Raw genomic sequence first — 14,387 nt, 5'->3', positions numbered from 1 at the left:
TAAAAGTAACATAATATATAGTTATTTTAGTGGGATAAAGTGAATATAGCCTATTTAATAAGTCGTTTGGGTCTCTTTTATTTCTTAATGCCAAAAGTAGAATTAGAGGTGCTTTTGATGACGCAATTCGTTAACAACTATTATTTTTCACTCGTTTTCGCAACGATGCTCGTGCTTTTTTCAATACCGCTCACTAATTTCTATACGCAAAATGTGTTGCTGTACGGCATCATGACTTTCGTGATTTTACTCAGCACAGTGGTCGTTGAAATGACTTTAAACCGAACGCATGATTTAAAAGCAAAAGCGAAAAAGATGTTATGGTCGCTTGTACCGATTAATGTCGTTGTTTTTTCAATGTTCATTCTGTTTATTTTTTAAATTTTTAGCATGGGGCTAGGAACACTCAATTCCTGGCCTCTTTTTCGATGAGTTTTACCCACGCTATTGGTACAACTCTCAAACTTTGCTATGATAAAACTAATATGCAACATGGGGGTGGGCACATGTTATTTTCGATTCAACAAGGTGCGAAACGTAAAAGTGGGCGAACGCTATTATCCGACATTAATTGGCAAGTGAACGAGGGAGAATGTTGGTTAGTTTACGGTTTAAACGGTGCGGGTAAGACGACATTACTGAATGTGATTAATGCTTATGACTTTTTAACAGCGGGTGAGATTCAATTGTTCGGTATGGTACCGGGTCAACGCGGCTATTCGGCACATCACGTTCGTGAACATATCGGTTATGTGTCAGGTTCATTAAGAGATCGCTTTTCAGAAGGTGAAATTGTACGAGATGTCGTGTTAAGTGGCATTTTCAAATCAATCGGACTCTATGAACAACCGACTGAGGCACAGGTCGCATTGGCACGAGAGATGTTGGCATTACTCAATATGGAAAGTTTCGAAGACCAATATTTCGGGTTATTATCTACAGGAGAGCAGCAACGTGTTTTATTAGCGCGTGCATTGATGAATCAACCGCCACTATTGATTTTAGACGAGCCAGCAAACGGTTTAGATTTTGTCGGACGAGAACAATTGATGGCAACTTTATCACAGATTCGTCAACATTTTCCACAAACGGCAGTCATTTATGTATCGCACTTTATTGAAGAAGTAACCGAAGATTTTACGCATGCACTGTTACTTAAACGAGGGACAGTACAAAATCAAGGGCGTATTGATGAAGTGTTAACAAATCATACATTGTCTCAACTTTTTGATATACCAGTCGTGTTGTATCAACATCATGGGCGATATCAAATTGTGAAAGTTTAGCGAGTTGATTGTTGCGCCATATCTTTTTTGGTGACACAATGAACATATAATTTATGAATGAAAGGAAAGTAACTATGCAAAACGTGAAAGCGATCTTTTTAGATATGGATGGCACGATTCTCCGTAGTAACAACAGAGCTTCTGAGGAAACAGCACAGATTTTGAACCAATTACGCGAACAAGGGTATAAAGTGTTTTTGGCGACAGGACGTGCGTATGAAGAAATTCACTTACTCATTCCAGATGATTTAACGTTTGACGGCGTTATTTCTTCCAATGGGACACTTGGACATATTGGAGAAACAGTGCTGTTTGAACATGATTTAAGTGTTGAAGCGGTGAACAGTATTGTCACAGCTGCGCAACAAGACGGGATTTATTACGAAGTGTTCCCGTTTAGTGAACCGCGATTTGCTTTAGAACAAGACAAAGCGTGGATGCTGAAAATGATAGACGGTGACAAACCAGAAGCTGTGCATCAAAGTGAGTGGCTTTCTCGACATGAAGCGATTGATGGCAAGTTAACATGGAGGACTGATATTCCATCTGATATGGGATATTCAAAGATTTATTTATTCCATCCTGAATTAGCACACATTCAACAATTTCGCGAAAAAATGATGGCACAATCAGAAGAATGGAATATTGAAGTGTCGAATTCTACACCGAATAATGTTGAAACGATGGCATATCAAATCAACAAAGGGACAGGTATTGAAGAAATGTGTGCGCATTACAATATCGCAATATCGGATACGTTAGTCATTGGAGATAGCGATAACGATCGGACGATGTTTGAAAAAGGTGCTGTAACTGTTGCGATGGCTAACGCCGCATCACATATTAAAGCAATGACAGATTATGAAACTGATGACGATAATAATGCAGAAGGGGCAGCGCAATTTCTTAAAAAGCATTTATTGAATTAACAACGTCAAAAAAATCAACCCAAACATGAAAAACCATCATACAACATGAGAAAATGGTTTGATGGTTTTTTCGTAAAAAAGAGCCTGAGAAAACATCTCAGACCCATTTCGATATTTAATGCTTGTAATAAATCAATCATAAAAGTTTTAGCACAATGATGCATAGAACAAAACGCTTGATTTCGAATGTTTAAAATCTTTTGCAATGATGTTCAAGTACAAGATTTAAAAATTTTGATGCTTTCAACTTTTTTATTGCAAAATCACCCCTCATTGATTCACAGATTTTGGTATCAATTGCTAAAATAGGCAAGACTGTGCTTACTACTAACAGTCACTTCTTTCTTTACTTTAAATAGTGATTCCTGTTTATCGTAGTAGCTGTCTGACTTCTCAAAGGGTATGCTTTTGAGAAGTCTAGTCAGCCTTGCGGGGGCAGTACTACGAAACCTTTGTGACACATGAGATTTCTGTACTGCTCCCAAAATCCACTAACGCTTCAACAAATGTAACATTGAACCTAAGCGTTGGTGAGTTGGAGGGTTTAGCCCCTAAGAACGCAAATCCATGATAGCAATTGTGATAGTCAGAATGGTTATCAATGAGGGCAATTTTATTAATATTTCAATGATACACTAATTTTTAAACGTGTTCTTCTTTACGTCCACGGTGCACAAAATATTGTATAGCCGTTCCAATAATTAATAAATAAACAACATAACGAAGCAATAAAAAGACAACGTTTAAAGCCATCATTAAATAATAAGCCAAGTTTTGCGACATATGTGCCAAACTTTGTTGAATTAAGAAATTAATCGGCTCATTTAAAATAATAAAGATTAAGTTCAATAATAAAATACCGATAAAGAAGCGGAAAAATGTTCGATTGCCATTTTTAAAGCCAGACCCAGCTTCTTTAAAATGTGATTTGATCGTTCTTGAGGCGTCTTCATTCACCGATACTGCGATGTTTGTAATGAAAAGACCTGCAAACCAAACGACGATACTTAATATGAATGAAATCAGTACAATGAGGATGCTGACGATGAATTGTAAAACGCCTTGTCCAAGTCCTGTACCACTCACCCAGTTGAAAATCTGTTGAATGAGAAATGTCATCCCTGCATTCACTAAAACATAAATAATAGCCATTACTACGATGAAGAGTAATGTTAAAATACCGAGAATCACGGTTTTGCCCCAAACACCTTTTCTGAATGCACGAAATAAATCTTTCCAGCGTGCTTTTGCTGTATCTAAAATACTATGATGAATGGCGCTAATGACACCGACAAAAAATGGGAAAATCAGCATTGCGAATAAACAAATCGTTAAAATAATTGCACCAACCATCATTAAAATTAAGGTTGTTAAATTTTGTTGTCCTGTCAACATCGACATTTGCCATACTTGTAATAAAAGATTGTATGGAGACATAGCTAATATTGTCAGTAATAATAATATAGCAAAACCAATGAAAGCAATTCCGAATAACTTAGGTTTTTGATTTTGCGTATTGTGCCAAAATAGTTTCGTAAATGTAAACAACTGTGAGCACTCCTTTCGCATATAAACAACATTATCAAAAATCAGTATCGTTTGAAAATAAAAAAGGGCATGAATGGATTCAATTTTCTCTTAAAATGTAAAAATATTGTCAAGCATGCTTACAATATTCAAGTGAAAACGCTACTTTTTTGATAAAATAATGTCGAAGGGTTGTGGAGGCGTAAATGAAGATTTCAAATCAAAAAATATATGAGCAAATTGCAGACATTTTAATCCAACAAATTGAAGAAGGCGTGTTAAAAGAGGGTGACCGCTTACCTTCAATACAAAAGTTGGCGGCTGAATATGGGGTGAGTAATGCGTCGATACGTGAAGCGCTGAATGCATTGCGAATCATCGGACTCATCGATATTAAACATGGGTATGGCACTTTCGTTAAGCAAAAGCAGCCACTACTTTTTGACTTTACCTCGCAAGCACTCACACAAAAAAGAGTGCGAGAAATATTAGAATTGCGCGAAGTGGTGGAAGTTGCGACAGCGAGATTGGCCGCTTTAAGACGAACAGAAGAAGACATTCAAGTGATGGAAGTAGCTTTAGATGAGATGAATAGGGCAATTGAACGCCATCAATCTGGAGAAGAAGCGGATTTGAAATTTCATCTCGCCATCGCGAAAGCGTCGGATAATCATTTGTTGTATGAGTTGTTGAATAATATCGCGGACTTGATTCAACAGACGATGAAAGGGACGCGACACATATATATTTACAGTCGACAAAAGACGATGGAAAAATTAATGGAAGAACATAGTGTCATTTTAGAAGCAATTAAAAATAAAGACAGTGTGGCATCTGCAAACTTGATGACGGCACACTTAGCTGAAATTCGTCAAACGCTCGTTGAAAACTATATCGTGAATGAGCATTAATGATGAGATTGTATGTATATGAAAACAACGTAGCTATATGATTGAGAAAAAAATAAAATATTCGATATGAACGGTGAAGTGCTTTGGATTTTAGAAAACTGTACACTTTCTAAAATCTGAAGCGCTTTTATTTTAGATGTGTTACAATGACAATAGATTAATGTGCTATTTTGTTGAGTCATCGCATCGATTGTCTGGTGCTCAACAGAATCCTTTTATGTTTTACAGGGGTTGGCGATAGCTAAATTGAAAACGTGCTGACATTTGAGCTGATTTTAGTTTCAGTTATCCAAGTCGGGATGGCACGATGAAATCTATGTGTATATAAGATTTTTATGTCACGCCCAAAAATCATATCGACATACATAATGAATATTAGCAAACTATGAAAGAATGAGAGGTGATCCCAATGCCATTAATACTCGAACCTGTATTTCAGGAAAGAATTTGGGGTGGAACAAATCTCGCACAATTTGGTTATGATTTACCGAGTGACCATACCGGGGAAGTATGGGGAATTTCAGCTCATCCACATGGTGCGAATCGCATTTTAAATGGCCCTTTTAAAGGACAGACATTAGATGAGGTGTGGGAAAATCAACCGAAATTGTTCGGTGAATTTCCGACAAAGAAATTTCCGTTATTAACAAAAATATTAGATGCAACAGAGAAGTTATCTGTCCAAGTTCATCCAGATGATACGTACGCATACGAACATGAAAATGGAGAATATGGCAAAACGGAATGTTGGTATATTCTTGATGCCAAACAAGGTGCTGAAATTATTTATGGCACACACGCAGACTCGCACGAAGCATTAAATGAGATGCTGGAGCGCCGTGAATTTGAGCGTTTGTTTAAGCGTGTTCCTGTACATAAAGGTGATTTTTTCTTTGTACCTGCTGGAACGGTGCACGGTATTGGTGATGGGATTATGATTTTAGAGACGCAACAGTCATCGGATACCACTTATCGCATTTATGATTATGATCGCGTGGATAAAGAGGGAAAGAAGCGCGAACTACATCTTGAAAAATGTAAGGACGTCATTGAAATTGGTGATGAAAGTCCGAATGTCATTCCACAAATGGAAGTCATTGAAAATCACAAATGTACGATTTTTGTACAAAACCACTTTTTTACAGTAGCGAAATGGGAAATTAGTGGAACGTTGAATTATATGAAGCCTCGAGAGTTTGTATTAGTCTCTGTGCTTAAAGGACAAGGGCAACTCATTTCTGATGGCGAAATTTATGATATCCAAAAAGGGAATCATTTAATTTTAACAGCAGAAGATTTAGACAACGTATTTGAAGGCGACTTTACGCTTATGGTGAGTTACGTCTAAAGAATAGGAGATTGTTATGAAAATTGGACTGCATATCGCATTAATATGTGGCGTAGTGGCAGGCGCAGCGATTTTCTTTCAAGCGCCGCTATTTCCGTCTCTTATCTTTCCTATCATCATTGGAATGCTAGGGATCATTGCGACGTTATGGACTTTTCCTCAAAGTGACATTAGCCCGATGTTGAAGCTCGGCGGTATCATGATTAATTTATTTCCAGTAGTTGCTGGCATATTACAACTCATTAACGGATAAAAAAACATTGTTGTTTGATGACAATACTTTTATAATAAATGAGATAAAATAATTAAAAAGGAGATACATTGTTACCATGACAGCAGAAACGAATTATTTTTGGCTGAATTGTGGTTATAATCGATGGAATCACAATGAACCACTCGTTGGGCAAAAAACAGTATTTGAATCAGGAGCACAGTTTAATCCAACACAAGGGTTTCGTGCTTTTAAACAAGCCAAAGTCGGTGATAGAGTCATCTTCTACCAGGTGCAAACAGATGCCGGTTTACTCGGTTGGGGTGAGATTACCAATGTTCAGACAGGTGCACAAAATAAAATACATGTTGAGTTCAAATTTGTTGAAACGTTTAAAGCATTAACGACAGATTATCTAAAAAGAAGTGAACCGCTAGAATTTCGTATGAACAATATGAAAGAAACATTGTTCAATAAGATTTCTTATGACGAATTCGAATTGATTAAAGGGCTAGGGAGTGGTGACATTTCTATTCCACGATACTTTTTTATGGCGGAAACTGAAAACTTTGAGCCCGATGAAACGTATACGATTTATACACATACGATTAATGGGATTAAAAGAAATGGCTATCATCATTATACACAATTAGAAGTCGGTGATCAGATTGTTATCTACAACCGTTTTTCTAATCAATCTGTCATTGGTCGTGCAGAAGTCGCACATCATATTCATACAAGACCACCAGAAGCAGGAAGAACGAACAGTACAGCGATTGAAATTTGTTACATAGAAGATATTCCGCCTGTCAGTTTGATGACATTAAACAAGCATCCTAAACTTAAAAACCTGTACTTCCTACAAGAAAATGCGAAACAAGCCATTGCAAGTCTAACACCTACGCAATTCGATGCGATTATGGAAATGAGCGAAAATGATGGCTTAAAAGGGCAATTTGAAGCTGTGACACATACAGAGGAAGGCCAACAAGGTGATGACATTAAACCGTTCATTTTATTATTAGCGCATGATAAAGAAGAAGGTTTAACATCAGCTATAACACTTGTTGAAAAAGCCAACGCCACGCCAGTCATTACAGTCGGACACCCTGACTTTTCTGAAGAGATGTTGTATGGAAGATATTTACCTAATGAAGCAGGCGCATTGTACTATAGAGAAGGTTTTATTACAGAGCTCATGCCTAAAACAGATCGCCAATTTTTAGTCATGGATCAGTTCGAACGTCTCGATGTCGATATTTTTCAAACGTACATTAACGTCTTAGAGGGTCATGAAGTGACGTTACCACGTTATAACAAAAATGGCACGATGGTGAAATGGAGTAGGGAAAAAGACTCATTTTATCGATTTAACCCGCATTGGCATATTATAGGGGTAACCTATTTAACGCCACAAGAAGTAAAAGCGAAATATCCGTCTCAGTTTTTGAAATATACACGTATTGTACAAGTGAAGCATTAGTGAAAAAAGACATTCGGTTGAGAAGCTGAATGTCTTTTTTCTTTTTTACATAGTCAGGGACATACAAAGAGTGCTTTGACCGATTGCAGAGCCGGCTCTCGAGTTCTTAGGGGGGGACTTGCCTCAATTTAATTTGGCTTGATTAAAATGCACACTTAATGGAGGACAATTTGGATTTTTGGAAGTAGTAGAGAAATCTCATGGATAACAATGATTTCGTTGTATTACCCCTCAAGGTTGACTGGACTTCTCAAAAGCACAAGCATTGAGAAGTCAAACGGCCATTGCATTTAACATGGGCCGCTTTTAAAGTGAAAAAAGGTTTTTGTTTGTGACGTTTTCACTCAGGAATCTCAGACCGCCGTTGCAATCTTAAGTTAGTGATAATAAAAAAGCCACTTGTTCATTAGGAATTTCTTGTTTCAATCAAGTTCATTAAAAAGCTAGAAAATTACAAAAATGATGCTATAATTAATACGTCGCTTATCTCTCAAGCGTCAGTAGGCTTAGAGAGGAGGGATGTGAAGTGATACTAATCTTCGTGCAAATCATAGCACCTATCGTCACTGGGTGCACTATTGCGTATTTTGCATTTTGGCTAAACAAACGCAGTAGAAAGTAAGCGACTTTTGCCAACACTAAAAAATCCCCTCACTATCGGTAGTAGTGAGGGGATTGGTGTGTAAAGTGCACACTAATCTTCGTTAAACACATTATAGCATTTTAGTTTGGGAAATGCAAAGTAAGGGATTAAAGGCATTAGATTAGTACGTTAACTTCGCTTTTAAATCAATTTAACCCACTTATAGTGTAATCAATCTTCCACATGTATTAAATAGTTATAACGTATAAATAATCATAGAGATATTGAGATGTGAGTTCCTATTATTAGTATTAGATATTTTTCGTGATGCAAGTTTTAATTTAAGATCATGAAATTTAATGTTAATTTGCAGCAAAAAAATTGTTAAATGACACGAGTATATTTAGTTAAAAAGTCTTAGTTTTAATGAAGCAATGATATCAGTTTCCTCACTGATAATATCTATCACAGAATTACTGATATATATCATACTCTTATCGTTATAAAAGACTATAAACGGCTCTACAAATCCTTTCGTTATATAGAGAGCATAAGAAATCACATCTTCTAAATCAATATTTTTTATTGTAGCGATAATATATACATCGCTCTCAGAATGAATAGTTTCATGCTAATGATGAATGGTAATATACCGACCGATATTCGTTTTTTCTTTATATTTCACAGGTTTAATATGTTTTGAAAGCAATGAACAATGTATCGGTTTTTCTCTGAATATGCGATTCATCACATATTTCATATCTTTTGTCTCTACACTGTTGACGTCTAATCTTAATTTATGGGGTTCTGCTACTTGAAAATAAGGTATTTCGTTTTCTAAATTCAAATGAATATTGATATTGTTTAGTTTAATGATCACGTGTTTATCTCCAATACTTGTTGAATTTATATCTTAGCTGCTTTTCGTGGCTTTTGAATAACCTCCAAAATTTTCATCATCTACGCTTCTTTTGACTTAGCTTTTTTGATGCGAATAATATGATAAACTATCCAAAAGACGAGCACCCAAATAAATGCGAGACTTTTAACATTTCCTGGCATGTATATGACTGTGAACAAAATCAAAGGCGTAAAAATAAGTAAGAGCCAAAATATAACTTCCAATCCATATTTTTTAGACGTGCTATAAAATCCCTACTTTAGAATTGATATTTCAATCGTATCAAAAGTTTTGTAATCGTCCAATTAATAAAAAATTAAATATATAATCAAGCGTTAGTGGATGGCCGTTTCAGCTCATAAAACATTTCTGACATATTTAAATGAAACCGCTTTCTTTAAAAACAGAAAAGTGTGTATAATGATTTTTAAGGAAAAGTGAAAAATAATATTGAAGAATCCTAGTGCTTATCGTATTATATTTATACATGTTAATGAATGAATATAAATTCTAGGGGAGAGGGATTCAAATGGAAAAGAAAGTCAAAGTTAAAAAAGATATCAATGTGTGGTACGCCTTGTTAACACTTACGATTATGATTGGCGCCATGCTATACACAGTCGTTAAGCTTCAACAGCCGCCACACCTTCCTTTATTGATTGGAACATCTGTTGCGATTATCATTACAATGGCGCACGGTTATCGTTGGGAAGAAGTAGAAGAAATGATGTATAAAGGGATTCGACATGCTCTACCGGCAGTGGTCATTATTATGCTAGTAGGTCTGATTATCGGTGCATGGATTGGTAGCGGAGTTGTTGCGGCAATGATTTACTACGGTTTAAAATTGATTTCCCCTACATATTTCTTAGCTGTTGTCGTGGTCATTTGTGGTATTGTATCGTTAGCAATCGGTAGTAGTTGGTCTACGATGGCGACGGTCGGTGTGGCATCAATGGGTATCGGTATGAGTATGGGCTTGTCACCAGGTATGGTCGCAGGTGCTGTGATATCCGGCTCATATTTTGGTGATAAAATGAGTCCGCTATCAGATACGACGAACCTTGCCTCAGGGTTAACGAATGTTGATTTATTTGAACATATTCGACACATGTTTTATACGACAATTCCAGGTCTTATTATTTCATTAATCATTTTCTTTGTGATGGGACAAATGTATGGCAGCGATCATTTAGAACAACAAAAAATTGATACGATTATGAACGGCATTCAAGATGCATTTGTCATTTCACCATGGTTGTTGTTAATACCCCTTATTGTCATCATTGCAGTCGCTTTTAAAGTGCCAGCCATTCCAGCAATTGTTTTAGGGATTGTGTTAGGATTCTTTACGCAAATTTTTGTGCAAGGTGATACACTTGTTAACGCGGTAAAAGTATTACAGACAGGTTTTACGATAGATTCAGGCAACAAAACGATTGATGAGTTATTTAATCGTGGCGGTCTTGAATCGATGTTCTATACGATTTCACTTACACTTGTTGCTATGACGTTTGGTGGCTTACTTGAATATTCTGGTATGTTAAAAGCACTGATTTCCGTCATATTAAAGTTTGCGAAAAATACAGGTTCATTGATTGCGTCTGTCATCATTTCATGTGTAGGGACGAACTTTTCTTGCTCTGAACAATATATTTCTATCATCGTGCCGTCTCGTATGTATGTCTCAACATTTATTGATAAAGGACTACACCCTAAAAATTTATCACGTGCATTAGAAGACGGGGGGACGTTGACATCTGTATTTGCCCCTTGGAATACATGTGGTGTGTTTATCTTTACTACATTAGGCGTTTCTGTCAGTCAATATGGACCATTTGCGATATTGAACTATATTGTGCCGATCATTTCGATTATTTACGGCTTTACAGGTTTTAAAATTATTAAATTGTCGCCAGCAGAAAAAACGTATTATCAACAACAAGAAACGACTAATTAAGCAAGCACTGAAAAGGGTAAATGAAATGAAAAATGGGTATAACTATAAAGAGGTGATAATATGCCAATAGTTTATTACGATGATCGTTGTATTTATTGTTATAATTATGCCATTTGGTTAATACGTCACGGACTTTCTAGAAGTTATCAGTTTGTGCCGTTAAAAAGTACAGCAGGGGAAGCGTTGAAAAAAGCCCACCCTGAAGTGTTGGAATATAATAGTGTGGTACTCCAAGAAGGGGACCATCTCACATTTCAATCTACAGCGATTGCGAAATTGATTTTTACGTTAGATGGTTATAAATGGTTAGCTGCATTACTGTGGCTCGTTCCAAAACCGTTGCGAAATTTAGGTTATCAATTGTTTGCGGATAACCGTGATAAAATGTGGAAAACGACTTGGGCGAAAGCCAATGCTTATGAACAGACCTTTTTCAAACAAAGCCAAGTCCCTACAAAAGAATAAGTAATCAAGCAATGAAGGACATCATTTTTAAAACTTTTAACAAATGTAAATTATTTCTCAATACAATATTGCAAAACTTGCCCTCGCGTTCCCAGGGGGCTTGCCTCAACTCAATTTGGCTTGATTCATTTGTAAACTTGATGGAAGGCAAATTGGATTTTGGGAGCAGTACAGAAATCTCATGTGCAACAAAGATTTCGTAGTACTGCCCCGCAAGGCTGACTAGATTTCTTAAAAGCGAAAGTATTGAGAAGTCAGACAGCTACTGCGATAAACAGTAATCACTATTAAAGTATGATGGTAGAATTTGTTTACGTATTCATCCCTCGGGAGTCTCGGGCAGTCCATGCAATCTTTATTGCTATTCGAAATAATAATATGAGTTTTAAAGTTAAATGATGTCCTTTATTTCTATATTCAAAATGATATGATGTTTAAATTTGAAGTACTGAGATATCCCATTATTCAGTCGTTTAATAGTTGTTTCATAATTGAATCATAAAAAACCCACCTACATTGTCATGTTAGGTGGCTTTTTTAACCATTATTCAGCGATTTCTAATGCGACTTCCATCATTTGTGTGAAAGAATTTTGACGCTCTTCTGCTGTTGTTGCTTCATCGCGAAGTAAATGGTCACTCACTGTGAAAATACCTAATGCTTTTTTGCCTGCTTTTGTCGCATTTAAATACAAACCTGCGGATTCCATTTCAACACCTAAAATGCCCATCTCAATCCATTTTTGGTTGAAGTCTGGGTTCGCATTGTAGAATGTATCTGAAGATAAAATGTTACCTACGTGGGCACGTGCACCGATTTCATCAGCTTTTTCTTTCGCTTTCACGACTAAATCAAAGTCAGCGAGTGGGGAGAAGTGACCTGGAATTTGGAATTGATCTACGTAATCTGAGTTTGTTGATGCGCCTTGACCAATAATAATATCGTAAAGTTGAATATCTTCTTGCATTGCACCACAAGAACCGATACGAATAATCGTGTCTACATCAAAGAAATGATAAAGCTCGTATGAATAAATACCGATACTTGGAATCCCCATACCTGATCCCATTACAGAGATTTCTTTACCTTTATACGTACCTGTATAACCAAACATGTTACGTACGTCGTTAAATTGCTCAACGTTTTCTAAAAAGTTTTCAGCAATAAACTTTGCACGTAATGGATCACCTGGCATTAAGACTGTTTTTGCAATTTTTTTACCATTAGGTTGAATGTGTGGTGTGCCTTGAGTCATCTAAAACATCTCCTTAATTCGTTATTATCACTTTAAAGATAACAGATGTATCGTTAAATGTCGACGAAGTTTTGAAGGAGACGTATGAATAAAAGTTGATGAATTGATAAATAATCAGAAATTCTTTCGTTTCACCAATCGTAGTCATTCGTATATAATAAAAGCGGATACAACAATAGGGTAACTTTAAAATGATATAGAAAAGAGGGAATAGCCATGAGAATGGTTGATATTATTGCTAAAAAAAGGGATGGACATGCTTTAACGAAAGAAGAAATTGAATTTGTCGTAAAGGGTTATACAAATGATGACATTCCTGATTATCAAATGTCTAGTTTAGCAATGGCAATTTTTTTCCAAGATATGACAGATGAAGAACGTGCGCACTTAACGATGGCGATGGTGGAATCGGGTGATCAAATCGACCTCTCTAACATTGAAGGGATTAAAGTCGACAAGCACTCAACAGGTGGTGTAGGTGATACAACGACACTTGTTCTTGCGCCATTAGTTGCGGCATTAGATATACCTGTTGCGAAAATGAGTGGTCGTGGTTTAGGTCATACAGGTGGCACGATTGATAAATTAGAATCAGTAGAAGGCTTCCACGTTGAAATTTCAGAAGAAACATTCGTGAAGTTAGTGAATGAAGATCGTGTAGCAGTCATTGGTCAAACAGGTAATTTAACGCCTGCAGACAAAAAGATTTATGCGCTCCGTGATGTAACAGCGACAGTGAACTCTATTCCATTAATTGCGTCATCAATTATGAGTAAAAAAATTGCAGCGGGTGCTGATGCGATTGTATTAGACGTTAAAACGGGTAACGGCGCATTTATGAAAACTGTTGAAGATGCTGAACAATTGGCACATGCAATGGTTAAAATTGGTAACCAAGTTGGACGTCAAACGATGGCGATGATTTCTGATATGAGCCAGCCACTCGGTCGTGCGATTGGTAACGCGCTCGAATTGCAAGAAGCGATCGATACGTTGAAAGGTGATGGTCCTGAAGATTTAACAGAACTTGTATTAACTTTAGGCTCTCAAATGGTTGTGCTTGCTCAAAAAGCGAAAGATTTAGATGAAGCACGTGGTATGTTACAAGAAGTGATTGATAACGGTAAAGCACTAGAAAAATTCAAAACATTCTTAAGCAATCAAGGTGGAGACGCATCTGTTGTCGATGATCCATCAAAATTACCAACGGCACAATATCAATTTGAATTACCAGCCAAACGTAGCGGTGTCGTTTCGGAAATGATTGCCAATGAAATCGGTATTGCTTCAATGATGTTAGGTGCGGGTCGTCAAACAAAAGAAGATGTCATTGATTTAGCAGTGGGGCTCGTATTGAACAAAAAAGTCGGTGATCGTGTAGAAGAAGGCGAATCATTATTGACGATTTATGCGAATAGTGAAGATGTAGAACAAGTCAAACAAAAATTGTATGATAACATTACTATTTCAGACCACGCAGAACAGCCACAGCTCATTCATACAATCATTACTGAATAAAGGATGATAG

At 36.6% G+C, this 14,387-nt stretch carries 14 protein-coding genes; 11 read left to right on the top strand and 3 right to left on the bottom strand.

What is annotated here, in order from left to right:
• Nucleotides 1–117: 117 nt before the first annotated feature.
• From GZH82_RS09530 to GZH82_RS09520, 3 genes are all read left to right on the top strand, one after another.
• On the top strand, nt 118–381 hold the full coding sequence (locus tag GZH82_RS09530) for a hypothetical protein (RefSeq protein WP_162682294.1): 264 nt from the start codon (nt 118–120) through the stop codon (nt 379–381).
• Nucleotides 382–506: 125 nt separating this feature from the next.
• On the top strand, nt 507–1,286 hold the full coding sequence (locus GZH82_RS09525) for an ABC transporter ATP-binding protein (RefSeq protein ID WP_162682293.1): 780 nt from the start codon (nt 507–509) through the stop codon (nt 1,284–1,286).
• 74 nt (nt 1,287–1,360) lie between these two features.
• Entirely contained in the window at nt 1,361–2,215 is an 855-nt protein-coding gene (locus GZH82_RS09520; protein WP_162683042.1) for an HAD family hydrolase, read from the top strand.
• A gap of 642 nt (nt 2,216–2,857) precedes the next feature.
• On the opposite strand, the gene GZH82_RS09515 is transcribed toward GZH82_RS09520, so the two are convergent.
• Nucleotides 2,858–3,763: a lytic transglycosylase gene (locus GZH82_RS09515; RefSeq protein WP_162682292.1), complete on the bottom strand. Its 906-nt coding sequence runs from the start codon at nt 3,761–3,763 to the stop codon at nt 2,858–2,860.
• Between the two features lie 185 nt (nt 3,764–3,948).
• On the opposite strand from GZH82_RS09515, the gene GZH82_RS09510 reads away from it, so the two are divergent.
• From GZH82_RS09510 to GZH82_RS09490, 5 genes are all read left to right on the top strand, one after another.
• On the top strand, nt 3,949–4,653 hold the full coding sequence (locus GZH82_RS09510) for a FadR/GntR family transcriptional regulator (RefSeq protein ID WP_162682291.1): 705 nt from the start codon (nt 3,949–3,951) through the stop codon (nt 4,651–4,653).
• Between the two features lie 409 nt (nt 4,654–5,062).
• Nucleotides 5,063–6,001, top strand: coding sequence for a mannose-6-phosphate isomerase, class I (gene manA / locus GZH82_RS09505; RefSeq protein WP_162682290.1), 939 nt, complete (start codon nt 5,063–5,065; stop codon nt 5,999–6,001).
• 16 nt (nt 6,002–6,017) lie between these two features.
• Nucleotides 6,018–6,254 (top strand): hypothetical protein, encoded by a 237-nt coding sequence (locus GZH82_RS09500; RefSeq protein WP_162682289.1) that lies wholly within the window; start codon nt 6,018–6,020, stop codon nt 6,252–6,254.
• 76 nt (nt 6,255–6,330) lie between these two features.
• Nucleotides 6,331–7,695: an EVE domain-containing protein gene (locus GZH82_RS09495; RefSeq protein WP_162682288.1), complete on the top strand. Its 1,365-nt coding sequence runs from the start codon at nt 6,331–6,333 to the stop codon at nt 7,693–7,695.
• A gap of 526 nt (nt 7,696–8,221) precedes the next feature.
• Nucleotides 8,222–8,317, top strand: coding sequence for a type I toxin-antitoxin system Fst family toxin (locus GZH82_RS09490; protein ID WP_162682287.1), 96 nt, complete (start codon nt 8,222–8,224; stop codon nt 8,315–8,317).
• Between the two features lie 592 nt (nt 8,318–8,909).
• Here the strand turns inward: GZH82_RS09490 and GZH82_RS09485 are convergent.
• A complete protein-coding gene (locus tag GZH82_RS09485; protein WP_162682286.1) occupies nt 8,910–9,158 on the bottom strand; it encodes a hypothetical protein in 249 nt (82 codons plus the stop codon).
• 550 nt (nt 9,159–9,708) lie between these two features.
• Between GZH82_RS09485 and nhaC the strand changes: the two genes are divergently transcribed.
• Nucleotides 9,709–11,139 (top strand): Na+/H+ antiporter NhaC, encoded by a 1,431-nt coding sequence (gene nhaC / locus GZH82_RS09480; RefSeq protein WP_162682285.1) that lies wholly within the window; start codon nt 9,709–9,711, stop codon nt 11,137–11,139.
• Between the two features lie 60 nt (nt 11,140–11,199).
• Nucleotides 11,200–11,604, top strand: a complete 405-nt coding sequence (locus GZH82_RS09475) for a thiol-disulfide oxidoreductase DCC family protein (RefSeq protein ID WP_162682284.1) — start codon at nt 11,200–11,202, stop codon at nt 11,602–11,604.
• Between the two features lie 544 nt (nt 11,605–12,148).
• Here GZH82_RS09475 and deoD read toward each other — a convergent pair.
• The gene (deoD, locus tag GZH82_RS09470; protein ID WP_162682283.1) at nt 12,149–12,859 is read right to left on the bottom strand and encodes a purine-nucleoside phosphorylase; all 711 of its coding nucleotides are present in this window, start codon (nt 12,857–12,859) and stop codon (nt 12,149–12,151) included.
• Nucleotides 12,860–13,075: 216 nt separating this feature from the next.
• On the opposite strand from deoD, the gene GZH82_RS09465 reads away from it, so the two are divergent.
• On the top strand, nt 13,076–14,377 hold the full coding sequence (locus GZH82_RS09465) for a pyrimidine-nucleoside phosphorylase (RefSeq protein WP_162682282.1): 1,302 nt from the start codon (nt 13,076–13,078) through the stop codon (nt 14,375–14,377).
• Nucleotides 14,378–14,387 lie beyond the last annotated feature (10 nt).

Origin of the sequence: Staphylococcus sp. MI 10-1553, from assembly GCF_010365305.1 — a bacterium.
Classification (GTDB): domain Bacteria; phylum Bacillota; class Bacilli; order Staphylococcales; family Staphylococcaceae; genus Staphylococcus.
Note: the sequence above shows the minus strand (reverse complement) of the source record. Positions and strands in the feature narration are given on the sequence as shown.